The organism is Tepidamorphus gemmatus (assembly GCF_004346195.1).
Lineage (GTDB): Bacteria > Pseudomonadota > Alphaproteobacteria > Rhizobiales > Tepidamorphaceae > Tepidamorphus > Tepidamorphus gemmatus.
On sequence record NZ_SMAK01000001.1, the window covers coordinates 375,875 to 400,987 of the forward strand.

The following is a 25,113-nucleotide window of genomic DNA, read 5'->3' on the forward strand; positions in this document are numbered from 1 at the left end:
GGATGGAGTCGAGACTTCCCATGGACCGGTTCGTGTCGACCTTCACGAACAGGATCGACTCCAAGGGGAGAGTCTCGGTTCCCGCGACGTTTCGGGCGGTTCTCGCCCGCGACGGGTTCGAGGGGCTCTACGCCTATCCGGCGCTCGGCGTTCCTGCCGTCGACGCCGGCGGCCACAGGCTGGTCGAGGAGATCAACGGTCTGCTCGACAGGCTTCCGGCCTATTCGGACGAACGCGATCAGCTGGCTGCCGCGCTCTATGGCGACAGCGAGATCCTCAGGCTGGACTCGGAGGGGCGGGTGGCGCTGCCCCAGCGACTCCTGGATTGCGCCGGTATCGGCGAGCGCGTGTCGTTCGTCGGGCTCGGCCACAAGTTCCAGCTCTGGGAGCCGGACCGCTTCGCCGCCCACCAGTCGGAGGCCAGGACGAAGGTGCGCGAGCTGAAGCAGTTGCTGAGTGGCATGCCTCCAGCGGGAGGCGGTCGATCGAGTGGAGTAACGGAATGATGGCGGGCCGCGGCTCACCGACTGGAGATGCCGCTGGCGGACCGGCCCGCCACGTTCCGGTCCTGCTCGCGGAGGCGCTCGAGGCATTGGCGCCGCGCGACGGCGGCGTCTATGTCGACGGCACCTTCGGAGCGGGCGGCTACAGTCGGGCGATTCTCGCGGCGGCCGATTGCCGGGTTGTGGCGATCGACCGCGATCCGGCAGCCATCGCGGCGGGCGCGGCAGCCGTCGCGCAGCATGCCGACCGGTTGATCCTGGTCGAGGGGCGCTTCTCCCGGCTCGACGAGATCGCGGTGTCGGCCGGGTTCGACGCGGTGGACGGCGTCGCGCTGGACGTCGGCGTCTCCTCGATGCAGCTCGACGAGGCGCAACGTGGCTTCTCGTTCACCCGCGACGGTCCGCTCGACATGCGCATGGGCGGCGACGGGCCGAGCGCCGCCGACATCGTCAATTCCATGGACGAGGCCGATCTGGCCCGGCTGATCTTCGTCCTCGGCGAGGAGCGCCGCTCGCGCGCGGTCGCACGCGCCATCGGCCGCGCCCGCTCCACGCGTCCGATCGAGACGACCGGCGAACTCGCCGAGATCGTCGCCCGTGCCGTCGGCCCCAGCCGCGACGGCCGCAATCCGGCGACCCGGACGTTCCAGGCGCTGCGCATCTACGTGAACGGCGAGCTGTCGGAGCTGGCCGAGGGCCTGTTCGCCGCGGAGCGGATCCTCAGGGCGGGCGGCCGGCTGGTCGTGGTCACCTTCCATTCGCTGGAGGACCGCATCGTCAAGCGGTTCCTGGCCGATCGTGCGCAGGCGACGCGGCCCTCCCGCTACATGCCCGATCTGCCGTCGGCGCCGCCGACCTTCCGGCTGATAACGCGCGGCGCTGTCACGCCGGGCGAGGCCGAAACCGAGGTGAATCGGCGGGCACGCTCGGCGCGGCTGCGCGCCGCCGAGCGGACCGATGCCGCCGCCCGGCCGGGAAATGCCACGGATCTGGGCGTACCCGACATCGCGGTTGCCGGCGCTGCGGTCCATCGCGGGAAGCGCCTGCAATGACCCGAATCATCGGACTACTCGCCATTCTGCTGGTGGTCGCCGCCGCCGTCGGCCTCTACCGCTTCAAGGACGAGGCGCGCGACCAGGCGCGGCACATCGAACGTCTGCGCGCCGCGATCGCGGCCGAACGCGACACGATCGCGGTGCTGCGAGCTGAATTGAACTATCTGGATCAGCCGGCCCGCATCCAGCAGCTCGCCGAGCGCTATCTCGATCTCCAGCGCCTCGACGTCCAGCAGATCTCCGTGATCGAGGCGTTGCCGATGCGCCCGATCGATCTCGGTCCCGGTGTCGAGGGACCGCTCGGCGGCTTCGCCGGTGGCGAGAACAGGGTCGTGCAATGAGTTCCGCTTATCTTCCCGGCCTCGGCTTCGCGGCGCCCCGCACCGCCACCCGCGATCCGGCTGGCGCCGAGACGGCCCGGCTCGACAGACAGGCACGGGTCCGTCTGATCCTCGCCATCGTCGCCTTTGCGACGATCTATGCGGTGATCGCGGGTCGGCTGGTGGTGCTGGCAAGCCTGACACCGGCGAGCCCGGTGCACTATCTGAGCCCGGGCGAGCAGGTCAGCCACGCGCGTCCGGAGATCCTCGATCGCGTCGGCAATGTGCTCGCCACCGACATCATGGTGCCCTCGGTCTACGCCGAGCCGGTGCGCATCGTCGACGTCGACGAGACCATCGAGAAGCTGACCACGGTCCTGCCCGATCTCGACCGGACCGACCTGCGGCGCCGGCTTACCAGCGGCCGCGACTTCATCTGGATCAAGCGCGAGATCTCGCCCGCCGAACGGGCGGCGATCCACCGGCTCGGGATCCCCGGTATCGGCTTCACCGAGGAGAACAAGCGGGTCTATCCTGCCGGAGCGATCACCGGGCACGTCGTCGGGCTGGTCAACGTCGACAATCTGGGCATCGCCGGGTACGAGAAGCATCTCGACGTCGCCTGGCTCGGCGCGCTGCACCAGGCCGGTCTCGCCCATACGGCGCGGCTCGAGCCCGTCACGCTGTCGATCGACCTGCGTGCGCAGCATGCGGTGCGCGACGAGCTCATCCGGGCGATGGACACCTTCAAGGCGAAGGCGGCAGCGGCGACGGTGATCGACGTGCATACCGGCGAGATCCTCGCCATGGTGTCGCTGCCCGACTTCGATCCGCAGCGGCCGTCCGAGGCGCTGGAGCCTGACCGGATCAACCGGATGACGACCGGCGTCTACGAGCTCGGTTCCGCCTTCAAGGCGTTCACCACGGCGATGACCCTCGACACCGGGCGGTTCGACCTGAAATCGACGTTCGACGCACGCTCGCCGATCCGGGTCGGCGGCAACACGATCGGCGACTACCACGGCAAGAACCGCATCCTGACCATCGAGGAGATCTACATCCATTCCTCCAATATCGGCACTGCGCGCATGGCGCTGGCGGTCGGCATCGAGGGACACAAGGAATTCCTCCGCAAACTGGGATTCTTCGACCGGCTGGAGACCGAGCTGCCGGAGAGCGGGGCGCCGCTCTATCCGAAGGTCTGGCGTGAGGTCTCGACGATGACCATCGCCTTCGGCCACGGCATGTCGGTCTCTCCGCTGCAGGCCGCCGCCGCCTCGGCGGCGCTGGTGAATGGCGGCAAGCTGATCCCGCCGACCTTCGAGCCGCGCAGCCGCGAAGCCGCCGACCGGCTGGCCCGCCAGGTGATCTCCCCGCAGACCAGCGACATGATGCGCTACCTGATGCGCCTGAATGTGGTAAAGGGAACCGCCAAGAAGGCGGACGTGCCAGGCTACAGCGTCGGCGGCAAGACCGGAACGGCGGAGAAGGTCGTCAACGGTCGCTATTCCGGCAACAAGGTGCTGACGACGTTCCTGAGCACGTTTCCGACCACCGATCCGAAATACGTGGTGTTCGTGATGCTCGACGAGCCGATCGGCACCACCGAGACGCACGGCTACCGCACCGCTGGCTGGAATGCCGCCCCGACCGCCGGACGGATCATCGGCCGGGTCGCACCGATCCTCGGCGTTCCCCCGGAATTCGCCCCGATCGACGGCGAGGAGCCGCTGACGGTGTCCTACTGACAAGAGATCCGCGGCGACAATGACTGCGCACATGACCAGATGCCGGCACGAGACATGGAGCTCCGCGAAGTCCTAGAGGAAGTCGATGCGATCCCCGAGGCGGCGCGCGGCCTCGCGATCCGCGGTCTGACTGCCGACAGCCGGGCGGTCGAGCCGGGCTGGCTGTTTGCCGCGATCGCCGGCAGCCGCACCGACGGTGCCCGGTTCGTTGCCGATGCCGCACGGCGCGGTGCGGCCGCGGTGCTCGCCGCCCGCGATGCCAGGATCGAAGCCGACATTCCGGTGGTGCGGGTCGCCGATCCGCGCCGCGCGCTGGCGCGTGCCGCAGCCCGCTTCCATCGCGGCCAGCCGGCCACGGTGGTCGCCGTCACCGGGACAAGCGGCAAGACCTCGGTCGCGGCCTTTGCGCGGCAGATCTTCGCGGCCGCCGGACAGGCCGCTGCAAGTCTCGGAACCCTCGGCGTCGTCGCGCCGAAGGGTTCGGTGTACGGATCGCTGACCACGCCCGACCCGGTCGAACTGCACCGGCTGCTGGCAAGGCTCGCCAGCGAGGGCGTGACGCATCTGGCGCTGGAGGCGTCCAGCCATGGTCTCGACCAGCGTCGCCTCGACGGTGTGGATCTCGCGGCCGCCGCCTTCACCAATCTCGGCCGCGACCACATGGACTACCATGCCACGGTCGAGGACTATCTGCGCGCCAAGCTGAGACTGTTCGCCGACCTGCTGCCCGAAGGCGCGCCGGCGGTCATCGATGCCGACCGGCCGGAATCCTCGCGCGTTGCCGAGATCGCCGCGCGGCGGCGGCTGCCGCTGATCTCGGTCGGGCGCGCGGGGGCGACGCTGCGGCTGGTGACGGTCGAACCGGACGGCTTCCGGCAGATCCTGACCGTCGAGGTCGACGGCCAGCGTCACAGGGTGTCGCTGCCGCTGGTCGGCGGCTTCCAGGTCTCGAACGCGTTGGTCGCGGCCGGGCTTGCCATCGCCGCGGGGACGCCTGTCGGTAGCGCGCTTGGTGCGCTCGAATCGCTCAAGGGCGCGCCGGGGCGGCTGGATCTCGTCGGGACGACGGCGCGAGGCGCCATGGTGTTCGTCGACTACGCCCACAAGCCCGATGCGCTCGCCCAGGCGTTGCAGGCGCTGCGGCCCTTCGCGAGGGGGCGGCTGCTGGTGGTGTTCGGCGCCGGCGGCGACCGCGACCGCGGCAAGCGGCCGCTGATGGGCGAGGCCGCCGTCGCCAATGCCGACGTCGTCTACGTGACCGACGACAATCCGCGCAGCGAGGATCCGGCGGCGATCCGTGCCGAAATCCTTGCCGGAGCGCCGGACGCGATCGAGATCGGCGACCGGCGGACGGCGATCGAGACAGCGATTGCCGGGCTCGGGGCGGGGGACATCCTGCTGGTCGCCGGCAAGGGCCACGAGACCGGCCAGATCATCGGCGACCGTGTGCTGCCATTTTCGGACCATGAAGTCGTGGCCGATGCGCTCGCACGGGAGACCTCGGCATGAGCGCATTGTGGACCTCAGAGGCATTTGTCGCAGCAACTGGCGGCCGCACCGTCGGGCGCGTGCCCGACATTCGCGGCATCTCGATCGACAGCCGGACGCTCGATCCGGGCGATGCCTTCTTCGCGATCCGCGGCGACCGGTTCGATGGGCACGACTTCGTGACCGCGGCAATCGCCCACGGCGCGGTCGTCGCCGTGATCGACGAGCAACATGCCGCAGCCCTTTCAGGTGCAGGCGCGGCGCTGGTCGTCGTGCCCGACGTGCTGGAGGCACTGCGCCGCCTCGGCATGGCGGCGCGGAGGCGGACCGGCGCGCGGATCATCGGCGTCACCGGCAGTGTCGGCAAGACCGGGACAAAGGAGGCATTGCGCCTTGCCCTGTCGCGTTCGGGCAGGACACATGCCTCGGCGGCCTCCTACAACAATCACTGGGGAGTGCCGCTGTCGCTGGCGCGGATGCCGGAGGCGACCCGGTTCGGCGTGTTCGAGATGGGAATGAACGCGCCCGGCGAGATTTCAGCTCTTACGCGGATGGTTCGGCCGCAGATCGCCATCATCACCACCGTGGAACCGGTCCATCTGGAATTCTTCGGGAGCGTCGAGAAGATCGCCGACGCCAAGGCGGAGATCTTCGAGGGGCTGGAGGCTGACGGGACAGCCATCCTCAATCTCGACAATCCCCATTTCGCGCGCCTCGCCGATGCGGCGCGGGCGCATGGAGCCCGCGTCGTCACCTTCGGCGCGGCCGCGACGGCGGACGTGCGCCTGGTGCGGGTCGCGCTGCATCCCGACTGCTCCTGCGTCACGGCCGAGCTGTTCGGCCGTGAGGTCACCTACAAGCTCGGCGCACCGGGCCGCCACCTTGTAGGCAACAGCCTGGCGGTGCTCGCCGCGGTCGATATGGCCGGCGCCGACCTGGCGCTGGCCGCGCTGGCGCTCGCCGATCTGCGGGCACCGAAGGGCCGGGGCGCCCGCTTCAGGCTCAAGGTCGGGGAGGGTACGATCACCGTCATCGACGAAAGCTACAACGCCAATCCGGCCTCGATGCGCGCGGCCCTGGCGCTGCTCGGCCAGACGCAGCCGGGGCCGCGCGGCCGGCGCATCGCCGTGATCGGCGACATGCGCGAGCTCGGTGCGGCGGCCGACGATCTGCATCGGGCGCTCGCCGTGCCGCTCGCCGAAGCCGGTGTCGATCTGCTGTTGGGGGCAGGGCCGCATACCCGAGCGCTCTACGAGGCGGTCGATCATCGCCATCGCCACGTCTGGGCGCTCGAGTCAGAGGGACTGCGGGACGAACTGCTCGACCTGGTGCGGCCGGGCGACGTGGTGATGATCAAGGGTTCGCTTGGCAGCCGCATGGGGCCGCTGGTGGAGGCGCTCAGGCAGCGCTTTGCCCCCGTCGAGCAGGGTGCGGCATGACTGGCGACGGGGCGATACGGGGGCGGGCGGGCTGATGTTTCACATCCTGGGCGGTTACGGCGACCTCGTGCCGCTGTTCAACGTGTTCCGCTACATCACCTTTCGTACCGGCGGGGCGATGATGACGGCGCTCGTCTTCGTGTTCCTGTTCGGGCCGGCGATCATCCGTACGCTGCGCTTGCGGCAGGGCAAGGGCCAGCCGATCCGCGCCGACGGGCCGCAGGGGCATCTGTCCAAGCAGGGCACGCCGACCATGGGCGGTCTGATGATCCTCACCGGCCTCGTGTTCGCCACGCTGTTGTGGGGCAACCTGACCAACCCCTATGTGTGGGTGGTGCTGCTTGTCACGGTCGGCTTCGGCCTGATCGGTTTCTACGACGATTACCTCAAGATCAAGCGGACGTCGTCGAAGGGATTCGGCGCACGCGAGCGCATCCTGCTCGAGATCCTGATTGCCGCGATCGCCGTCTATGCGGTCGCACGGATCGGCACGCCCCCGTTCTCGACGTCGCTCGCCTTCCCCTTCTTCAAGGAATTCGTGGTTCCGCTCGGTTGGTTCTTCGTGCCGTTCGGAGTCTTCATCATCGTCGGCGCAGGCAACGCGGTGAACCTGACCGACGGGCTCGACGGGCTCGCCATCGTGCCGGTGATGATCGCGGCAGGCTGCTTCGGGGTGATCTCCTATCTCGTCGGCAACGCGGTGTTCTCCGAATACCTGCAGATCCATTTCGTTCCCGGCACCGGCGAACTGGCGGTGCTGTGCGGGGCGATGATCGGGGCCGGTCTCGGCTTCCTCTGGTTCAACGCCCCGCCCGCCTCGATCTTCATGGGCGACACCGGTTCGCTGGCACTGGGCGGCATGCTCGGCGCCATCAGCGTCGCCATCAAGCACGAGATCGTGCTGGCCATCGTTGGCGGCCTGTTCGTGCTCGAAGCAGTCTCGGTGATCGTGCAGGTGGTGTCGTTCAAGCTGTTCGGCAAGCGCGTCTTCAAGATGGCGCCGATCCATCATCACTTCGAGCAGCTCGGCTGGAAGGAGCCGCAGATCGTCGTCCGGTTCTGGATCATCGCCGTGGTTCTGGCCCTGATCGGGCTGTCCACGCTGAAGCTGAGATGAACCGATGATCCCGGTCACCACCTTTGCGGGCAGGCGGGTCGCCGTCTTCGGGCTGGCCCGTTCCGGGCTCGACGCGATGCGGGCGCTGATGGCCGGCGGCGCCGTGGTGACGGGCTCGGACGATTCCGCGCCGCGCGCAGCGGAGGCGAGCGCGCAGGGTTTCCCGATCACCGATCTCGCCGAGGCCGACTGGTCGGGGTTCGACGCGCTGGTGCTGTCGCCGGGTGTTCCGCTGACCCATCCCGCACCGCACTGGACGGTGCGGCGGGCCGGCGAGGCCGGCGTCGAGGTGATCGGCGACACCGAACTGTTCTTCCGCGAGCGCGCCGCGCGTGATCCTGCGGCACCCGTGGTGGCGATCACCGGCACCAACGGCAAGTCGACGACGACCGCCCTGATCGGCCACCTGTTGCGTGCGGCAGGCCGCGACGTGGAGGTCGGCGGCAATATCGGCAAGGCGGTTCTGGGGCTCGCCCCCTTCGCGCCCGGTCGGGCCTACGTGCTGGAACTGTCCTCCTACCAGATCGACCTGACGCCGACGCTGCAACCGACGGTCGGCGTGCTGCTGAACGTCACGCCAGACCATCTCGACCGGCACGGCAGCCTCGAGCATTACGCTGACGTGAAGGCGCGGATCGCCGCGCATGGCGGGGTGACGGTCATCGCCGTAGACGACGAATTCACCCGCGCCATCGCCGATCGGGCGGACGCCGCAGGGCGCAGGGTGGTGCGTGTCTCGGCCGAGCGCAAGTTGCGCGATGGTGTCTTCGCGCGTGGCAGTGCGATCGTGCGCGCCGAAGGCGGCGCCGAAACGGTCGTCGCGGATCTTGCCGGCATCGGTTCGCTGCGCGGCAGTCACAATGCCCAGAACGCGGTCGCAGCTGTCGCGGCGGTTCAGGCGCTCGGCGTCGGCGATGCTGCCATCGCCGCGGGGCTGGGCACCTTCCCGGGCCTCGCGCACCGCATGGAGCTGGTCGGTCGGCGTGGCAGGGTGCTGTTCGTCAACGACTCAAAGGCCACCAACGCCGAAGCCGCCGCCCGCTCGCTGGCGAGCTTCGAGGCCATCCACTGGATTGTCGGCGGCCGTCCGAAGAGCGGCGGCATCGAGAGTCTGCGGGCATTCTTCCCCAGGATCCAGGCCGCCTATCTGATCGGCGAGGCGGCTCGTGATTTCGCGCGGACGCTCGGGTCCGATGTGCCGCACCGCCAGTGCGGCGACCTGGCGACCGCCGTGGGCGAAGCCGCCGCCGCCGCTGCCGCCGATCCTGCGGCGGAGCCGGTCGTGCTGCTGGCGCCGGCCTGCGCATCCTTCGATCAGTTCCCCGATTTCGAGGCGCGCGGCGACGCTTTTCGCCGTTTGGTGGCTGCCCTGCCGGAGGGCGACCGAGGGCGGGAGGCCGTCTGATGTTCGCCAGGACCGATGAGCGGCCGATCGCGCGCTGGTGGTGGACGGTCGACCGCGTTCTGCTCGGCGCCGTGCTGCTCTTGGTCGTCGGTGGCCTGGTGCTGTCGCTTGCCGCCAGCCCGCCGGTGGCGCAGCGGCTCGGACTGGACAGCTTCCACTTCGTCAAGCGCCACGCGGTCTACGTGATCCCGGCGCTGGCGGTGATGTTCTCCGTTTCGCTGCTTGCGCCGCGCCAGATCCGTCGACTCGCACTCGTGGTTTACCTGGTCGGCCTGGTGCTGCTGGTGCTGACCCTCCTGTTCGGCGCCGAGGTCAAGGGCGCCCGGCGCTGGTTCTCGTTCGCCGGCATCGCCATCCAGCCCTCCGAATTCGTGAAGCCGGCCTTCGTCGTGCTGGTCGCCTGGGCGTTCTCGGAGCGGCTGAAGCGTCCCGACATGCCCGGCAACCTGCTGGCCATCCTGATGCTCGCGGCCTTCGCCGGCCTTCTGGTGCCGCAGCCGGACTTCGGCCAGACGATGCTGGCCGTGCTGGTGTGGGGCGCGATGCTGTTCGCCGCCGGGATGTCCTGGATCTGGATCGCCGGCCTCGGCGGTCTCGGCGCGGGGGGCATTATCGCGGCCTATGCGACGATACCGCACGTACGCGGGCGCATCGACCGCTTCCTCGATCCGGAGGCCGGCGACACGTATCAGGTCGATACGGCGATCCAGTCCTTCGTGCGCGGCGGGTGGTTCGGCCGCGGGCCGGGCGAGGGAACCGTCAAGCACAGCCTTCCCGACTCCCACACAGACTTCATCTTCGCGGTGACGGCGGAGGAATACGGCATCATCGTCTGCCTGATCCTGGTGGCGGTATTCGCCTTCATCGTGCTGCGTGGGCTGTTCCATGCCCTCAGGGAGCAGGATCCCTTCATCCGGCTGGCGGTGACCGGCCTGATCGTGCTGTTCGGCATGCAGTCGGTGATCAACATGGCGGTGAACCTGCATCTGATGCCGGCCAAGGGCATGACGCTGCCGTTCATTTCCTATGGCGGTTCGTCGATCATCTCGCTCGGCTACGCGATGGGCATGGTGCTGGCGCTGACGCGCCGGCGCCCGCAGTCCGAGCCGGTGCTCTACGGTTTCGCCTATGCCGGGGGAGGGCGCGGCTGATGGCGGAGGTCACCCCTCCCGCGGGCCTGTCCGGCAGGGGACTCATCCTGCTTGCCGCGGGCGGTACCGGCGGGCACCTGTTTCCCGCGCAGGCGCTGGCAGAAGTGCTGATCGCGCGCGGCTGGCGTGTCGATCTTGTCACCGACGAGCGCGGCGACCGCTATGGCGGCAGGTTCCCCGCCCAGGCGATCCACATCATTCCGGCAGCGACGGTGAGGGGCGGCAATCCGCTGACCTACCTGAAGACCGCCGCGATCCTCGGCCTCGGCGTCGTCCGCGCCATGCTGCTGATAGGCAGACTGAAGCCGAAGGTGGTCGCCGGATTCGGCGGCTATCCGACGCTCGCTCCCGTGCTGGCCGCCTCGCTGCGCGGCGTGAAGTGCCTGATCCACGACCAGAACGCCGTGATGGGACGCGCCAACCGGATGCTCGCCGACCGGGTGGACGTGGTGGCGACCAGCTTTCCCAAGGTCCACATGCTGGGCGAGGCGAATGCGGCCAAGGCGGTGCGCACCGGGGCCCCGGTCCGTGCCGCGGTGCTCGCGGCCGTCTCGCCTTACGAGCCGCCGGTGCCGGGCGGCGAATTCCGGCTGCTGGTGTTCGGCGGCAGTCAGGGGGCGCGCATCTTCTCCGACGTCGTGCCGGGCGCCGTTGCCCGTCTCGACGAGGCCAAGCGCGCCCGGCTGGCGATCGTCCAGCAGTGCCGCGAGGAGGATATCGAGCGGGTGCGGATGGCCTATGCGGCGATCGGCGTCGAGGCGACGCTGGCGCCGTTCTTCGCCGACCTGCCCGAGCAGATCGCCCGGTCGCATCTGGTCATCTGCCGGTCGGGCGCGAGCACGGTGGCCGAGCTGGCGGTGATCGGCCGCCCGTCGATCCTGGTGCCGCTGCCGCACGCGATCGACAATGACCAGCTGCTCAACGCCACCGCGCTCGCTCAGGCGAAGGGTGGCTGGCTGCTGCCGCAGCCCTCGTTCACGCCGCACCGGCTCGCCGACGAGCTCGCCTCGCGCATGGAGTCGCCCGAGGCGCTGGCGGCCGCCGCGGAGGCGGCCGCCGCAGTCGGCAATCCGCATGCGGCCGCCACCCTCGCCGACGTCGTGGAGGCGCTCGCCGACGGCCGCTCGATGCCGGCGAGCGCGACTGGAGCCGTTCCCGCATGAGACCGCCATCCGAGACAGGGCCGATCCACTTCATTGCCATCGGCGGTATCGGCATGAGCGGAATCGCCGAAATCCTTCTGTCGCTGGGCTACGCCGTGCAGGGCAGCGACATCGCCGACGGCGCCAATCTGCGTCGGCTCGCGGCGAAGGGGGCGCGCGTCTTCGTCGGCCACGCAGCGGACAATCTCGGCGAGGCCCGGGTCGTCGTCGTCTCCACAGCGATCAAGCCGGACAATCCCGAGCTCGTGGCAGCGCGGGCGCGGCGCATTCCGGTCGTCCACCGCTCCGAGATGCTGGCCGAACTGATGCGCCCGCGCCGCGGCATCGCAATTGCCGGCACGCACGGCAAGACCACGACGACGACACTGATGGCGACGCTGGCGGAGGCGGGCGGGCTTGATCCGACGGTCGTCAACGGCGGCATCCTCAACGCCTGGGGCACCAATGCGCGGCTCGGATCAGGCGACTGGATCGTCGTCGAGGCCGACGAGTCGGACGGATCGTTCCTCAGGCTGCCGGCAGAGATCGGCATTGTCACCAACATCGACCCCGAACATCTCGACCATTTCGGCACCTTCGACGCCGTCCAGGCGGCATTTCGGGCCTTCGTCATGCACCTGCCGTTCTACGGCTGCGCGGTGATGTGCATCGACCATCCGGTGGTGCGCCAGGTGGCAGCCTCGGTCGGGGACCGCGAGATCCTCACCTATGGCACGAGCGAGGATGCGATGGTGCGTCTCGTCGACCTGAGCGAGACGCGCGGCGGCACCCGGTTCGCTGTCGAGTTCCGCAGGGCGACCGGGCGCGATCGCAGCATCGTGGATCGCATCGGCGACATCGTGCTGCCGATGCCGGGGGCGCACAACGCCCTGAATGCCACCGCAACCATTGCCGTTGCCCGCCGACTCGGCATCGCCGACGACGCGATCCGCGCGGCGCTGGCGGGATTTGCCGGCGTCAAGCGCCGCTTCACCCAGACGGGCGAATGGAATGGCGTGCGGATCTTCGACGATTATGGACACCATCCGGTGGAAATCGCTGCGGTGCTCAGAGCTGCGCGCGGTGCGGCCGATGGCCGGGTGATCGCGCTGATGCAGCCGCATCGCTACACGCGTCTGTCGAGCCTGATGGCCGACTTTGCAACCTGCTTTTCCGACGCCGACACGGTGTTCGTCGCCGATGTCTATGCTGCCGGCGAGACGCCGATCGCCGGCGCCGATCGCGACGGGCTGGTCGCGGCGATCCGCGCGGCAGGTCATCGGGACGTGCGCCCGCTGGCAGGACCCGAAGCCATCCCCGGCGAGATCGCCGCCATTACCCGACCCGGAGATCTTGTCATCTTCCTTGGCGCCGGCTCGATCACGCAGTGGGCCCATGCGCTGCCGGGCCAGCTTGCCGCCATCGCGCGGACGGGGACGACGGAGGCGCAGGGATGAGCTTTCCCGATATCGTGTCCGAGCTGAAAGCGCAGGCGCCGCAGACGCGCGGACGACTCGTGGCCAACGCGCCGCTCGCACCGATCACCTGGTTCCGCGTCGGCGGGCCGGCTCAAGTGCTGTTCACGCCCGAGGACGAGGCGGACCTTGCCTATTTCCTCGGCTGCATTGATCCCGACCTGCCGGTCGTCGTCATCGGACTGGGGTCCAACCTGATCGTACGGGACGGCGGCGTGCCCGGGATCGTGATCCGTCTCGGCCGCGGCTTCGGCTGCATTGCGATCGAGGACGGCTACCGGCTGCGTGTCGGTACCGCGGTCCCGGACGTCAAGGTGGCGCGCGCGGCGGCGGAAGCGGGCATTGCCGGGCTCGCCTTCCTCCGCGGCATCCCCGGCTCGATCGGCGGGGCACTCAGGATGAACGGCGGCGCCTATGGCGGCGAGACGGTGGACGCGCTGATCGAGGCGCGGGCCGTCGATCGGGCCGGGCGTGTGCATGTCGCGCCGAAGGCAAGCCTCAACATGACCTACCGCCATTCCGGTGCGCCCGACGACTGGATCTTCACCGAGGCGCTGTTTGAGGGTCGTGCCGGCGATCCCGCCGAGATTGCCGCCGAGATGGACCAGATCACCGAACGGCGCGAGGCCTCGCAGCCCATCAAGAGCCGGACCGGCGGCTCGACCTTCAAGAATCCTCCCGGCGGCAAGGCCTGGCAGCTGATCGACGCGGCAGGCTGCCGGGGGCTGACGATTGGCGGCGCCCAGGTATCGGAGAAGCACTGCAACTTCCTGATCAATACCGGCGCGGCGACCGCCGCCGATATCGAGACGCTCGGCGAGACGGTCCGCGCGCGGGTGAAGCAGACGAGCGGCATCGAACTCGACTGGGAGATCAAGCGGATCGGGGTTCCGGGATAAGGGCCGGCGCCGGCGGCCGCGCGGCGGGGCCTCGTGCTCGCCCCTCCCTGCCGGGGCGGGGGGCGCGTCATCGAGCGGTGCGCGTGAGCAACCCGGCGGGGCGCCGACGCCGGATCGGCAATCGGGGGACGAGGGACATGGCAAAGCATGTTGCGGTTCTGATGGGAGGGTGGTCGGCCGAGCGGCAGGTCAGCCTTGCCTCGGGCAAGGCCTGCGCCGACGCGCTCGAGGCCGAGGGCTACCGGGTCACGCGCATCGACGTCGGCCGCGACCTCGCCGCGCGGCTTGCGGAGGTCAGACCCGACGTCGTCTTCAACGCGCTGCATGGTCCCTATGGTGAGGATGGCACGGTGCAGGGAATGCTCGAGATCATGGGGCTGCCCTACACCCATTCGGGCGTGCTCGCCTCGGCGCTGGCCATGCACAAGGAAAAGTCGCGGATGGTGTTCAAGGCGGCCGGGATTCCGATCGCGGAGGGCAAGGTGGTCCACCGGCTGCGCGCCGCCGAGAGCCACGTCCTTCCGCCGCCTTACGTGATCAAGCCCGAGGCACAGGGCTCCAGCGTCGGCGTGTTCATCGTTCGCGAGGACCAGGAGCACCCGCCACAGGAGCTCTATGCCGAGGATTGGGCCTATGGCGATCACGTGCTGGTGGAGCGCTATGTACCGGGCAAGGAGCTCACCTGTGCGGTGATGGGCGATGTCGCGCTGGGCGTCATCGACATCGTTCCGGCGCAGGGCTTCTATGACTACGACGCCAAATATGCCCCCGGCGGATCGATCCACATCCTGCCAGCCAGAATTAAACCGAAAATTTACCAAGAGGTGCAGAAGCTGGCGCTGAGGGCGCATCAAGCGCTCGGCTGTCGCGGAGTGAGTCGAGCGGATTTCCGGTACGACGACCGCGCCGACGGGGTGACGGGTCTGGTGTGCCTTGAAGTCAACACGCAACCGGGGATGACCGAGACCTCGCTGGTTCCGGAAATGGCGGCACATGCCGGTCATTCCTTCGGCGATCTCGTGCGATGGATGGTGGAGGACGCATCTTGCAATCGCTAGGCGGTGGCCTGCGGCGGATTTCGGACGGTGGAGCGGGGTCGCAGGGCGGCCGCCGCACAATCGTCTATGCGAACCTGCCGCGACGGCGCCGCTGGATCTCGCCGCTGGGGCGGCTCGCTGCGCGGCTCGGCGGCTGGCGGCCGCCCGCCCGGTCGGGCGTTTGGGGGGCAGCGGCGTTCCTGCTGGCGACCGGCGTTTACGGCACCGTTCTCGGCGATCATGTCAGCGCCGTTCGCCACGGCGTCTTCGTGGCAGTGGACTACCTGACCGCACGCAGCGGCTTCGCCATCAGTTCGGTGGTGATCACCGGCCAGAAGGAGGTCAACGAGCGCGACGTGCTGCGCGCGCTCGAGATCGGCGAATCTACGTCGCTGCTGGTGTTCGATCCGCACTGGGCGAGACGCCGACTCGGCGAGATCACCTGGATCAAGGATGCCTCCGTCCAGAAGCTGTTTCCGGGCACGCTGGTCATCGACCTCGCCGAGCGCGAGCCGTTCGCCCTGTGGCAGATCGGCGGGATCGTCTCGCTGATCGACCGTGAGGGCAAGGTCATCGCGCCGCTGACCGAGGAGCGCTTTGCCGGCCTGCCGCTCGTCGTGGGCTACGGCGCCAACCGTCAGGCCGAAGCGCTGATCGATATGGTCAACCGCCATCCCGGACTCGCCGCCCGGTTCCGAGCCGCCGTGCGGGTCGCCGACCGGCGGTGGAACCTGCTGCTCGACAATGGCATCGAGATCCGCCTGCCGGAAACCGGTGTCGAGGAGGCGCTCGCCGGGCTGGCCGACATCGACAGGCAGCAGGGTCTGCTGGCCCGGGACATCATCGCCGTAGACCTCCGGCTCGCCGACCGCCTGGTGGTTCGCCTGTCCGAACAGGCGGCGATGCAGCGCAAGGCGGCATTGAAGTCGAAGGATGTTCAGAAGCGGCGGGAGTCGAACACATGAGCGCCCGCACAAGCGACTGGCTTCCGAGGGCCCGGCCGGTTCCGCCCGGACGGTCGCAGACGGTCGCCGTACTCGACATCGGCTCGACCAAGATCTGCTGCCTCATTGCCCGACTGCGGCCGCAGCGCCAGGCGGTCGAGCACACCGGCCGCAGCCACGCCATCGAGGTGGTCGGTGTTGGCCATCAACGTGCCGTCGGCGTGAAGCGCGGCGCCATCGTCGACATGGAGTCGGCCGAGCGCTCGATCCGGATGGCCGTCGACGCGGCCGAACGGATGGCTGGCGTCACGGTCGAGAGCGTCATCGTCAACGTGTCGGCCGGGCGCCTGGCCAGCGAACATTTCTCGGCAAGCGTCGAGGTCATCGGCGAATCGGTGACCGACGGCGACATCGGCCGGGTGCTCGAGGCCGGGCGCACCCACACCGTGCAGCGCGACCAGGTGGCGCTGCATTCGCTGCCGATCGCCTTCTCGCTCGACGAGGCGGGCGGCATCCGCGATCCGCGCGGCATGGTCGGCGGCCGGCTCGGCATCGACATGCATGTCGTGACCGCCCAGGCGGCGCCGGTGCGCAATCTCGTGCTGTGCGTCGAGCGCAGCCACCTGGCAGTCGAGGCGGTGGTGGCAAGCCCCTACGCCTCCGGACTTGCGGCCCTCGTCGACGACGAGCTGGAACTCGGGTCCGCCTGCATCGATCTCGGCGGCGGCACCACCACCTTCGGCGTGTTCGCCTATGGCCGCTTCGTCTGCGCCGATGCGGTGGCGCTGGGCGGCCATCATGTCACCATGGACCTCGCCCGCGGCCTGTCGACCTCGATGGAGGCGGCGGAGCGGATCAAGACGCTCTACGGCAGCGCCATCGGTGCGGGATCGGATCATCGCGACACGATTTCGGTGCCGCTGGTTGGCGAGCGCGACCACGCCGGCACCAACCATGTGCCGCGCAGCCAGGTGACCGAAATCATCCGGCCGCGGGTCGAGGAAATCCTCGAACTGGTGCGCGACAGGCTGGCGGCAACGCCGTTCAGCGCGCTCGCCGGCCGTCGCGCGGTGCTGACCGGAGGCGCGAGCCAGCTGCCGGGCCTCGTCGACCTGGCCGAGCGCATCCTCGGCTACAAGGTGCGGATCGGGCGCCCGCTCGGCGTCGACGGACTGCCCGAGTCGGGCCGCAGCCCGGCCTTTGCCACCTCGGTCGGGCTTTTGGTCTATCCGCAGCTTGCGGCGATCGAAAGCCATCAGTCGCGGCCGCGCGTGGTGCGGCCGGGCGGCGGCTATCTGGCGCGTGTCGGCAACTGGATACGCGACAGCTTCTAAGGGGTCAGAGGCCGCAGGGGGGGCGGCCGGACTGGGACAGGATGCCCGCGACGGGCGCAACGGGACGAGTACAGAGGACGCGAGGGTGCTGCCATGACGATCAACCTCAAGATGCCGGATCTGACCGAGCTGAAACCCAAGATTACCGTGTTCGGCGTCGGCGGCGCCGGCGGCAATGCCGTGAACAACATGATCGACTCCGGTCTCAAGGGCGTCGACTTCGTGGTGGCCAACACCGACGCCCAGGCGCTGACGATGTCGTCGGCCGAACGCATCATCCAGATGGGCGTCGCCATCACCGAGGGGCTCGGCGCCGGGTCGCAGCCCGAGGTCGGCCGCGCCGCTGCGGAGGAATGCATCGACGAGATCAACGACCATCTGTCCGGATCGCACATGGTCTTCATCACCGCCGGCATGGGCGGCGGCACCGGCACCGGCGCGGCTCCGGTCATCGCCCAGGCGGCCCGCGAGCACGGCATCCTTACGGTCGGTGTGGTCACCAAGCCCTTCGACTTCGAGGGCAGGCGCCGCATGCGCGTTGCCGAAGCGGGCATCGAGGCGCTGCAGAAGCAGGTGGACACCCTGATCGTCATTCCGAACCAGAACCTGTTCCGCATCGCCAACGAGAAGACGACCTTCGCCGAAGCCTTCGCAATGGCCGACCAGGTGCTGTATTCGGGCGTCGCCTGCATCACCGACCTGATGGTCAAGGAGGGCCTGATCAACCTCGACTTCGCCGACGTGCGGGCGGTGATGCGTTCGATGGGCAAGGCGATGATGGGCACCGGCGAGGCGACCGGCGACAAGCGCGCGATCCAGGCGGCCGAGGCCGCGATCGCCAATCCGCTACTCGACGAGACTTCGATGCGGGGTGCGCGCGGTCTGCTGATCTCGATCACCGGCGGCAACGACCTTACCCTGTTCGAGGTCGACGAGGCGGCCACCCGTATCCGCGAGGAGGTCGATCCCGACGCCAACATCATCCTCGGGGCCACCTTCGACGAAAGCCTCGAGGGCATCATCCGGGTTTCGGTGGTGGCAACCGGCATCGACCAGTCGGCTTCGGTCGCCGAGCGCGCTGCCGAGGCCTCGATCAGCGAGCTCACCCAGCGTCTGAAGGAACGCACCACCGTGCGCAGGCCCGCCGAGGTGCCGGTGGCGACGCCAGCCCCCGAAGCAGTGGCGGCAGTCGCTGCGGCGGTCGCGCCGCAGCCGGCGACCGAAATCCGCTCCATGCCGCAGGTTCCCCCGGTACAGCCGCCGGCGCCGCAGCCGGTCGCCGCCCGTACTCCCGCCAACCATCCCGGCGGCGTGCAGCTGAGCCGCATGGAGCCGCCCGCCGCCCCGCCGATCCCGGCGCCGATGCAGGCGGCGGCACCCGAGTCGGCGCCTCACCTGGAGAGCGAATTCGTTCCGCCGGTGGCCGAGCAGCCGGAGCGCCGCCAGCCGCGGATGCCGCGCATCGAGGATTTCCCGCTGATCGCCCAGAACGAGATGCGCGCCAAGGCCGCAGCCGAGTCGGCCGCGCCGCAGGAGACCCGCCGTCCGGGACTGTTGCAGCGAATCGCCTCGGGTCTGAGCCGGCGCGACGAAGCCGACGATTCGTCGCTCGCCGCGCAGCCGGTGGCGCCGCCACGCCAGGTTGAACCGGCGATGTCGGACTATGCGCGCCGTCCGGCCCGACCGGCCGCGCCGGAGGGGCAGCAGCCGCGGCATGCGCCGCAGGTTGCCGCCGCGCCGCGGCGGCCGGCCGCACTCGACGACGATCAGTATGAAATTCCTGCGTTTCTGCGCCGTCAGGCGAACTGACGCGAGGCGGTCCGACCGCCCTGTTCCCGGGGCGAACGGCGCCCCGGGAACGCCGGCCAGCGTATCGGCCGAAAGCTTCGTGTAACCGTAACAGTGCGTAAAAAACCGTGATTTGGCCACGTTGTGCGCCGCCGCTAATAATCCCCGTGGACATCGGGGGTCCAGCGAACAGGTTTCCGATCATGTCCCGAACCGGCCAGGCGTCCGAGCGGCGCTTGGCGCAGGGGCCGGTCGTGCATGTCGGATCGTTCGGATGGACGCAGGCCTGCCGTAGCGATGGGGATCGCGACGGTGCGGCCAAGGGAAGCTCGGAACAGATGCAGGCGCACTCGCAGACGACGATAGGGGATCGCGTTTCGCTGAGCGGAGTGGGGGTGCATAGCGGTACGCCCTCGTCGATCACGCTGCATCCGGCCGAACCGGACACCGGCATCATCTTCCTGAAGAATTCGGACAGCTCCGTGTGCGACATCGAGGTTCCGGCGTCGCATCGCTGGGTGGTGGCCACGTCGCTCAGCACGGTTCTCGGCAGTGACGAGGCCGGATCCATCGCCACCGTAGAGCATCTGCTCGCCACCATCAGCGGCATGGGCATTGACAACGTGCTGGTCGAAGTGGACGGGCACGAGGTGCCGATCATGGATGGCAGCGCCGAGGCCTTCGTCGAGGCGATCGCCCAGGTCGGGCTGCGCCGCCAGCCGGCCCGCCGGCGCTACATCCGCGTGCTGGAGCCGGTGCGCGTGGCGATGGGCGAGTCGGTCGGCGAGCTGTTGCCGTTCAACGGGCGGCGTTTCGAGGTCGAGATCGACTTCGCAGACACCATCATCGGGCGTCAGGCCTATGTCTTCGATCTCGACTCCGGCGATTTCCGCCGCGAGTTGGCCCGCGCACGCACCTTCGGCTTCGTCGACAGCGTCGAGCAGCTCTGGGCGAATGGGTATGCGCTTGGCGCCTCGCTGGACAACACGGTGGTGATCGGCGACGGTGTCGTGATCAATCCCGAGGGCTTGCGCTTCGCCGACGAGTTCGTCCGCCACAAGGCGCTCGATGCGATCGGTGACCTGACGTTGGCCGGCGGTCCGATCCTCGGTCTCTACCGCTCCTATCGCGGCGGCCACAAGCTGAACTGCGCCATCGTCGAGGCGCTGTTGTCGCGCGATAGTGCCTGGGAATGGGTGGAGATGCCGGTCCGGCGGGAGGCCGTCCAGGCCGATGTCGAGGCATTGCTGCCGGCCGCCGTCTACGGCGCGGACGTCGCCTGATGTCGCGCCGCGGCGGCGCCATGAATTCGCTCGATTTCGAGGCGAGCTGAACTGGCCTGGATGCCCGCCTTGGGGTAAAGTCCGCGGCCGTGGCCGGGGTCCGGCCTCGGGTTGTGGCAGCACGCAATCGGAAGCGAGTCAGGGTTTGCGTAAGACCGGTGGATACGCGCGCACGGCGCTTCGGATGACGGTGCTCCTCGCCGTCGGCCTGTCGCTCGGCGCCTGCAAGACGCTGTTCTCCAAGGACGAGGACGAGTTCGCGGTCATCCAGGAGGAACCCGCGGAGACGCTCTACAATGAGGGTCTGCTGCTGGCGAATTCGGGATCCTTCGTCGCCGCGGCCAAGAAGTTCGACGAGGTCGAGACGACGCATCCCTATTCGGAATGGGCGCGGCGGGCGCTGATCATGTCGGCCTATTCCAACTTCGAGGCGCGGCGTTATGCGGAGGCGATTCGCTCGGCTCAGCGCTACGTGACCCTCTATCCCGGCAGTGATGATGCCGCCTACGCGCAATATCTGATCGCCGAATCCTATTACGCGCAGATCCCCGACATCGGCCGCGACCAGGAGCGGTCGGAGAAGGCTGCGATCGCCTACCGCGAACTGCTCGAGAAGTATCCGCAGTCCGAATATGCCGCCGAGGCCCGGCAGAAGCTGGAAGTCGCCCGCGACCAGCTTGCCGGAAAGGAGATGGAGGTCGGCCGCTACTATCTCGGCCAGGGCCGCTATCTGGCCGCCATCAACCGCTTCCGCACCGTCGTCACCGACTACCAGACGACGCGGCACGTGGAGGAGGCGCTGCTGCGGCTGACCGAAGCGTACTATGCGCTGGGCCTCGTCTCGGAAGCACAGACGGCGGCCGCCATTCTCGGTCACAACTATCCCGACAGCGAATGGTACAAGGATTCCTATGCCCTGCTCGCCACTGGCGGCTATTCGCCGAACGAGAACAAGGAGTCCTGGCTGAGCCGGGTCTGGCGCAGGACCACGGGCACGCTGTGAACCGGCGATGCTCGCCGCCCTGTCGATCCGCGACATCGTCATCATCGATCGGCTGGAGATCGCGTTCGGGCCGGGACTGAGCGCGTTGACCGGCGAGACCGGCGCAGGCAAGTCGATCCTGCTCGATTCGCTGTCGCTGGCGCTGGGTGGGCGGGGCGACGCGTCGCTGGTGCGGCGCGGTGCCGAGCAGGGACAGGTGGTTGCGGCGTTCGACCTGCCACCCGGCCATCCCGCTTTCGAGGTGTTGCGCGCGCAGGGGCTCGACAGCGACGGAGAGCTGGTGCTCAGACGGATCCAGACTGCTGACGGCAGAACCCGTGCCTATGTCAACGATCAGCCGGCCAGCGTCCAGCTTCTCAGGACGCTCGGCGCCCTGCTGGTCGAGATCCACGGTCAACACGACGACCGGGCGCTGGTCGATCCGGCCGTGCACCGGCGCCTGCTCGACAGCTTCGGCGGGCTGGAGGCCGATGTTGCCGCGCTCGGCGGTCTTTGGGAGAGGCGCCGCCGCGCCGAGGCCGAGCTTGCCGCGGCGCAGGCCGAGCACGAGGCGGCGGCGCGCGACCGGGATTATCTCGCCCATGCGCTCGAAGAACTCGACGCGCTGGCGCCGCAGCCGGGCGAGGAGGCGCATCTTGCCGACCGCCGCCAGGTGATGATGCAGTCGGAAAAGCTCGCCGAGGAACTGTCGGAGGCGGCCCAGTCGCTCGGCGGCAGCACCTCGGCGGTGCCGCTTCTGTCGGCGGCGCTCAGGCGGCTGGAGCGACGCGCGGCTCAGTTTCCGGCGCTGCTTGGTCCGACCGTGGCCGGGCTGGAGGCGAGCCTCAACGCACTCGAGGACGCGCGCCTCGCGGTGGACCGGGCACTCGCAGAGATCGCCTTCGATCCGCGTGAGCTGGAGGCGACGGAAGAGCGGCTGTTCGCCTTGCGGGCGGCCGCTCGCAAGCACCAGGTCCCCGTCGACGGGCTTTCGGCTCTGCGCGAGCAGATCGCCGGCCGTCTCGCCGCGCTCGAGCTCGGCGGCGAGCGGGTGGCGGCCCTGGAGACGGCTGCGGCCGAAGCCGCTGCGGCCTATGATCGCGCCGCGACGCTCATCAGCCAGAAGCGCATCAAGGCGGCGAAGGCGCTCGACCGCGCCGTCATGGCCGAGCTGCCTGCGCTGAAGCTCGAGCGCGCCCGCTTCGAGACGCGGATCGAGACGGCCGACGGCCAGGGCGGACCCGAGGGCCGCGACAGGGTCGAATTCTGGGTACAGACCAATCCCGGCAGCCATGCCGGTCCGATACTGAAGGTCGCCTCCGGCGGCGAGCTGTCGCGATTCCTGCTGGCGCTCAAGGTGGCGCTTGCGGAGAAGGGCAGCGCCCCGACGCTGGTCTTCGACGAGATCGACACCGCGGTCGGCGGGGCGGTGTCGGATGCGATCGGTGTCCGGCTCAGGCGTCTGGCCGAGAAGGTGCAGGTGCTGACCGTGACGCATGCCCCGCAGGTCGCGGCGCGCGCCACGAGCCACCTGCTGATCCGCAAGGAGCCGGTGAAGGGCGGCGATGTCGTGACCCGCGTCGACCCTCTCGATCCGGGGCGGCGGCGCGAGGAGATTGCCCGAATGCTTGCCGGCGCGACCGTGACCGACGAGGCGCGGGCGGCGGCGGGGAGGCTGCTGGAGGGTATGCGGACATGAGCGTGCCTGCCCAGAACCGGGGCAAGCCCGTCGCCGAACTCAGCCGCGAGGAGGCCGCCGCCGAGCTGGAGCAGTTGGCGCACGAGATCGCCGCGCACGACCGTCGCTACTACCAGGAAGACGCGCCGATCATCTCCGATGCCGAGTATGATGCGCTGAGGCAGCGCAACGCCGCCATCGAAGCCGCATTTCCCGATCTCGTAAGGCCGGATTCGCCAAGCCTCAGGATCGGCGCCGCGCCGTCGGAGAAGTTCGCCAAGGTGCGGCACAAGGTGCCGATGCTGTCCCTCGACAATGCCTTCGACGAGGACGACGTGGCGGCCTTCGTCGAGCGGGTGCGCAGCTTCCTCAACCTGCCGGCCGAGACCGAGATCCTGTTCACCGCCGAGCCGAAGATCGACGGGCTGTCGATCGCGCTGCGCTACGAGAACGGCCGCTTCGTGCAGGCGGCGACGCGCGGCGACGGCGAGGAGGGCGAAGACGTCACCGCCAATGCCGCGACGATCGCCGACGTACCGAAGCGGCTGACGGGCGATGGCTTCGGCGCGGTGTTCGAGGTGCGCGGCGAGGTCTACATGAGCCATGCCGACTTCGAGGCGCTGAATGCCCGCCAGGAGGCCGAGGGTGGGCAATTGTTCGCCAATCCGCGCAACGCGGCTGCCGGTTCGCTGCGTCAGCTCGATCCGAAGATCACTGCCGCACGGCCGTTGCGCTTCTTCGCCTATGCCTGGGGCGAGGCGGACAGGCTGCCCTCCGACACCCAGTGGGGGGTCTACGAGGCGTTCCGGTCGTGGGGCCTGCCCACCAACCCGCTGATGCGGCGCGTCCGCTCGGTCCCGGAGATCATGGCGTTCTACCGGCAGATCGAGGCCGACAGGGCCCGCCTCGGCTACGACATCGATGGCGTCGTCTACAAGGTCGACCGGCTCGACTGGCAGCGCCGGCTCGGCTTCCGGTCGCGCTCGCCGCGCTGGGCGATCGCCCACAAGTTCCCGGCCCAGAAGGCGATGACCGTGCTCGAGGACATCGAGATCCAGGTCGGCCGCACCGGGGCGCTCACCCCGGTGGCCAAGCTCAAGCCGGTAACGGTCGGCGGCGTCGTGGTGCGCAATGCGACATTGCACAACGAGGACGAGATCGCGCGCAAGGATGTGCGCATCGGCGATACGGTGATCGTGCAGCGGGCTGGCGACGTCATCCCGCAGATCCTCAGCGTCGTCCTCGAGAAGCGACCCGAATGGGCGGTGCCCTTCGTCTTCCCGACCACCTGTCCGGCCTGCGGCAGCCATGCGGTGCGCGAGGTCAATCCCCGCACGGGCAGGGAGGATGCAGTGCGCCGCTGCACCGGCGGGCTCGTCTGTCCGGCGCAGGCGGTCGAGAAGCTGCGCCATTTCGTCTCGCGCAACGCCTTCGACATCGAGGGGCTCGGCGAGAAGCAGATCGCCGCGTTCTTTGCCGACGGGCTGATCCGCACACCGGCCGACATCTTCACGCTCAAGGCCCGCGACGCGCAGGCCGAAACGAAGATCGCGGATCGCGAGGGCTGGGGCCCGACCTCGGCCGCCAAGCTGTTCGCGGCGATCGACGCACGGCGCGAGATCGACCTCCACAGGTTCATCTATGCGCTCGGCATCCGCCATGTCGGGGAGACGAATGCGAAGCTGCTTGCCCGTCACTACGGCACGTTCGAGGCATTCCGTACCGCCATGAAGGCGGCCGGTGCGGGCCCGGAGTCGGAGGCCTGGCAGGACCTTCTGGCGATCGACGGGATCGGCGAGACGGTCGCCGAGGCGCTGGTGCAGTTCTTCGGCGAGCCGCACAACGAGGCGGCGATCGACGCCCTGCTCGCCGAGGTGAGGCCGAAACCCGCGGCTCAGGCCGGCAGCGTCGACTCGCCGGTCGCCGGCAAGACCGTCGTCTTCACCGGCGCGCTCGAGCGGATGACTCGCGACGAGGCCAAGGCGATGGCTGAGCGGCTCGGCGCCAAGGTGGCCGGATCGGTATCGTCGAAGACCGATCTGGTGGTCGCCGGCCCGGGCGCGGGTTCGAAGCTGAAGAAGGCGGTGGAGCTCGGCATCGAGGTGATCGACGAGGACCAGTGGTTCGCACGGGTCGGGCAGGGATAGAGCCTCTGCCGGCTTCTGAACGCCGGGTTGACGGCCGACCGACACTTGTCGCGACGGCTCTCACGGACCATTGACCGCGCTGCACTCGGTGCCGTTCCGTCCGGATGCGGGATATGCCAAAGTCCGCCCGCTGGTGGCGCAACCTGCGAGCGGGGATGTGGCATGCAACCCTTCCGAC

The 25,113-nt window shown here is 69.1% G+C and carries 20 protein-coding genes; all 20 read left to right on the plus strand.

Annotated elements, in window-relative coordinates; translation table 11 throughout:
- Positions 1–20: 20 nt before the first annotated feature.
- Positions 21–506, plus strand: coding sequence for a division/cell wall cluster transcriptional repressor MraZ (gene mraZ, locus EDC22_RS01770; protein WP_132804875.1), 486 nt, complete (start codon positions 21–23; stop codon positions 504–506).
- On the plus strand, positions 503–1,555 hold the full coding sequence (rsmH, locus tag EDC22_RS01775; protein ID WP_207903665.1) for a 16S rRNA (cytosine(1402)-N(4))-methyltransferase RsmH: 1,053 nt from the start codon (positions 503–505) through the stop codon (positions 1,553–1,555). The genes mraZ and rsmH overlap by 4 nt, the downstream gene beginning before the upstream one ends.
- Entirely contained in the window at positions 1,552–1,899 is a 348-nt protein-coding gene (ftsL, locus tag EDC22_RS01780; RefSeq protein ID WP_132804876.1) for a cell division protein FtsL, read from the plus strand. Before rsmH ends, ftsL begins: the two co-directional genes overlap by 4 nt.
- Entirely contained in the window at positions 1,896–3,626 is a 1,731-nt protein-coding gene (locus EDC22_RS01785) for a peptidoglycan D,D-transpeptidase FtsI family protein (RefSeq protein ID WP_132804877.1), read from the plus strand. Before ftsL ends, EDC22_RS01785 begins: the two co-directional genes overlap by 4 nt.
- A 54-nt stretch (positions 3,627–3,680) precedes the next feature.
- Positions 3,681–5,135 carry a UDP-N-acetylmuramoyl-L-alanyl-D-glutamate--2,6-diaminopimelate ligase gene (locus EDC22_RS01790; RefSeq protein ID WP_132804878.1) on the plus strand — a complete coding sequence of 485 codons (1,455 nt, stop codon included), beginning with the start codon at positions 3,681–3,683 and terminating at the stop codon, positions 5,133–5,135.
- Positions 5,132–6,553 (plus strand): UDP-N-acetylmuramoylalanyl-D-glutamyl-2,6-diaminopimelate--D-alanyl-D-alanine ligase, encoded by a 1,422-nt coding sequence (locus EDC22_RS01795; protein ID WP_132804879.1) that lies wholly within the window; start codon positions 5,132–5,134, stop codon positions 6,551–6,553. The genes EDC22_RS01790 and EDC22_RS01795 overlap by 4 nt, the downstream gene beginning before the upstream one ends.
- A 34-nt stretch (positions 6,554–6,587) precedes the next feature.
- Entirely contained in the window at positions 6,588–7,670 is a 1,083-nt protein-coding gene (mraY, locus tag EDC22_RS01800) for a phospho-N-acetylmuramoyl-pentapeptide-transferase (RefSeq protein ID WP_132804880.1), read from the plus strand.
- 4 nt (positions 7,671–7,674) lie between these two features.
- Complete coding sequence (gene murD, locus EDC22_RS01805) at positions 7,675–9,075, plus strand: UDP-N-acetylmuramoyl-L-alanine--D-glutamate ligase (RefSeq protein WP_132804881.1); 1,401 nt, start codon at positions 7,675–7,677, stop codon at positions 9,073–9,075.
- The gene (gene ftsW, locus EDC22_RS01810; RefSeq protein WP_132804882.1) at positions 9,075–10,226 is read left to right on the plus strand and encodes a putative lipid II flippase FtsW; all 1,152 of its coding nucleotides are present in this window, start codon (positions 9,075–9,077) and stop codon (positions 10,224–10,226) included. The genes murD and ftsW overlap by 1 nt, the downstream gene beginning before the upstream one ends.
- A complete protein-coding gene (gene murG, locus EDC22_RS01815; protein ID WP_132804883.1) occupies positions 10,226–11,389 on the plus strand; it encodes an undecaprenyldiphospho-muramoylpentapeptide beta-N-acetylglucosaminyltransferase in 1,164 nt (387 codons plus the stop codon). The genes ftsW and murG overlap by 1 nt, the downstream gene beginning before the upstream one ends.
- Positions 11,386–12,825 carry a UDP-N-acetylmuramate--L-alanine ligase gene (gene murC, locus EDC22_RS01820; protein ID WP_132804884.1) on the plus strand — a complete coding sequence of 480 codons (1,440 nt, stop codon included), beginning with the start codon at positions 11,386–11,388 and terminating at the stop codon, positions 12,823–12,825. Before murG ends, murC begins: the two co-directional genes overlap by 4 nt.
- On the plus strand, positions 12,822–13,742 hold the full coding sequence (gene murB, locus EDC22_RS01825) for a UDP-N-acetylmuramate dehydrogenase (protein ID WP_132804885.1): 921 nt from the start codon (positions 12,822–12,824) through the stop codon (positions 13,740–13,742). Before murC ends, murB begins: the two co-directional genes overlap by 4 nt.
- Positions 13,743–13,879: 137 nt before the next feature.
- Positions 13,880–14,800: a D-alanine--D-alanine ligase gene (locus EDC22_RS01830; RefSeq protein WP_132804886.1), complete on the plus strand. Its 921-nt coding sequence runs from the start codon at positions 13,880–13,882 to the stop codon at positions 14,798–14,800.
- Positions 14,788–15,744, plus strand: coding sequence for a cell division protein FtsQ/DivIB (locus EDC22_RS01835; protein ID WP_165926748.1), 957 nt, complete (start codon positions 14,788–14,790; stop codon positions 15,742–15,744). Before EDC22_RS01830 ends, EDC22_RS01835 begins: the two co-directional genes overlap by 13 nt.
- The gene (gene ftsA, locus EDC22_RS01840) at positions 15,741–17,057 is read left to right on the plus strand and encodes a cell division protein FtsA (protein ID WP_132804888.1); all 1,317 of its coding nucleotides are present in this window, start codon (positions 15,741–15,743) and stop codon (positions 17,055–17,057) included. The genes EDC22_RS01835 and ftsA overlap by 4 nt, the downstream gene beginning before the upstream one ends.
- Positions 17,058–17,150: 93 nt before the next feature.
- Complete coding sequence (ftsZ, locus tag EDC22_RS01845; protein WP_132804889.1) at positions 17,151–18,866, plus strand: cell division protein FtsZ; 1,716 nt, start codon at positions 17,151–17,153, stop codon at positions 18,864–18,866.
- A 317-nt stretch (positions 18,867–19,183) separates the two neighbouring features.
- Complete coding sequence (gene lpxC, locus EDC22_RS01850; protein WP_132804890.1) at positions 19,184–20,128, plus strand: UDP-3-O-acyl-N-acetylglucosamine deacetylase; 945 nt, start codon at positions 19,184–19,186, stop codon at positions 20,126–20,128.
- A gap of 184 nt (positions 20,129–20,312) precedes the next feature.
- Positions 20,313–21,131, plus strand: coding sequence for an outer membrane protein assembly factor BamD (locus EDC22_RS01855; protein WP_132804891.1), 819 nt, complete (start codon positions 20,313–20,315; stop codon positions 21,129–21,131).
- A gap of 7 nt (positions 21,132–21,138) precedes the next feature.
- Positions 21,139–22,809 (plus strand): DNA repair protein RecN, encoded by a 1,671-nt coding sequence (recN, locus tag EDC22_RS01860; protein ID WP_132804892.1) that lies wholly within the window; start codon positions 21,139–21,141, stop codon positions 22,807–22,809.
- Positions 22,806–24,935, plus strand: a complete 2,130-nt coding sequence (ligA, locus tag EDC22_RS01865; RefSeq protein ID WP_132804893.1) for an NAD-dependent DNA ligase LigA — start codon at positions 22,806–22,808, stop codon at positions 24,933–24,935. Before recN ends, ligA begins: the two co-directional genes overlap by 4 nt.
- Positions 24,936–25,113: the final 178 nt, after the last annotated feature.

Excerpts from the sequence above, each read along its gene's own strand:
- mraZ (WP_132804875.1), top strand. The coding sequence starts at position 21 with ATGGACCGGTTCGTGTCGACCTTCACGAACAGGATCGACTCCAAGGGG.
- rsmH (WP_207903665.1), top strand. The coding sequence starts at position 503 with ATGATGGCGGGCCGCGGCTCACCGACTGGAGATGCCGCTGGCGGACCG.
- ftsL (WP_132804876.1), top strand. The coding sequence starts at position 1,552 with ATGACCCGAATCATCGGACTACTCGCCATTCTGCTGGTGGTCGCCGCC.
- EDC22_RS01785 (WP_132804877.1), top strand. The coding sequence starts at position 1,896 with ATGAGTTCCGCTTATCTTCCCGGCCTCGGCTTCGCGGCGCCCCGCACC.
- EDC22_RS01790 (WP_132804878.1), top strand. The coding sequence starts at position 3,681 with ATGGAGCTCCGCGAAGTCCTAGAGGAAGTCGATGCGATCCCCGAGGCG.
- EDC22_RS01795 (WP_132804879.1), top strand. The coding sequence starts at position 5,132 with ATGAGCGCATTGTGGACCTCAGAGGCATTTGTCGCAGCAACTGGCGGC.
- mraY (WP_132804880.1), top strand. The coding sequence starts at position 6,588 with ATGTTTCACATCCTGGGCGGTTACGGCGACCTCGTGCCGCTGTTCAAC.
- murD (WP_132804881.1), top strand. The coding sequence starts at position 7,675 with ATGATCCCGGTCACCACCTTTGCGGGCAGGCGGGTCGCCGTCTTCGGG.
- ftsW (WP_132804882.1), top strand. The coding sequence starts at position 9,075 with ATGTTCGCCAGGACCGATGAGCGGCCGATCGCGCGCTGGTGGTGGACG.
- murG (WP_132804883.1), top strand. The coding sequence starts at position 10,226 with ATGGCGGAGGTCACCCCTCCCGCGGGCCTGTCCGGCAGGGGACTCATC.
- murC (WP_132804884.1), top strand. The coding sequence starts at position 11,386 with ATGAGACCGCCATCCGAGACAGGGCCGATCCACTTCATTGCCATCGGC.
- murB (WP_132804885.1), top strand. The coding sequence starts at position 12,822 with ATGAGCTTTCCCGATATCGTGTCCGAGCTGAAAGCGCAGGCGCCGCAG.
- EDC22_RS01830 (WP_132804886.1), top strand. The coding sequence starts at position 13,880 with ATGGCAAAGCATGTTGCGGTTCTGATGGGAGGGTGGTCGGCCGAGCGG.
- ftsA (WP_132804888.1), top strand. The coding sequence starts at position 15,741 with ATGAGCGCCCGCACAAGCGACTGGCTTCCGAGGGCCCGGCCGGTTCCG.
- ftsZ (WP_132804889.1), top strand. The coding sequence starts at position 17,151 with ATGACGATCAACCTCAAGATGCCGGATCTGACCGAGCTGAAACCCAAG.
- lpxC (WP_132804890.1), top strand. The coding sequence starts at position 19,184 with ATGCAGGCGCACTCGCAGACGACGATAGGGGATCGCGTTTCGCTGAGC.
- EDC22_RS01855 (WP_132804891.1), top strand. The coding sequence starts at position 20,313 with ATGACGGTGCTCCTCGCCGTCGGCCTGTCGCTCGGCGCCTGCAAGACG.
- recN (WP_132804892.1), top strand. The coding sequence starts at position 21,139 with ATGCTCGCCGCCCTGTCGATCCGCGACATCGTCATCATCGATCGGCTG.
- ligA (WP_132804893.1), top strand. The coding sequence starts at position 22,806 with ATGAGCGTGCCTGCCCAGAACCGGGGCAAGCCCGTCGCCGAACTCAGC.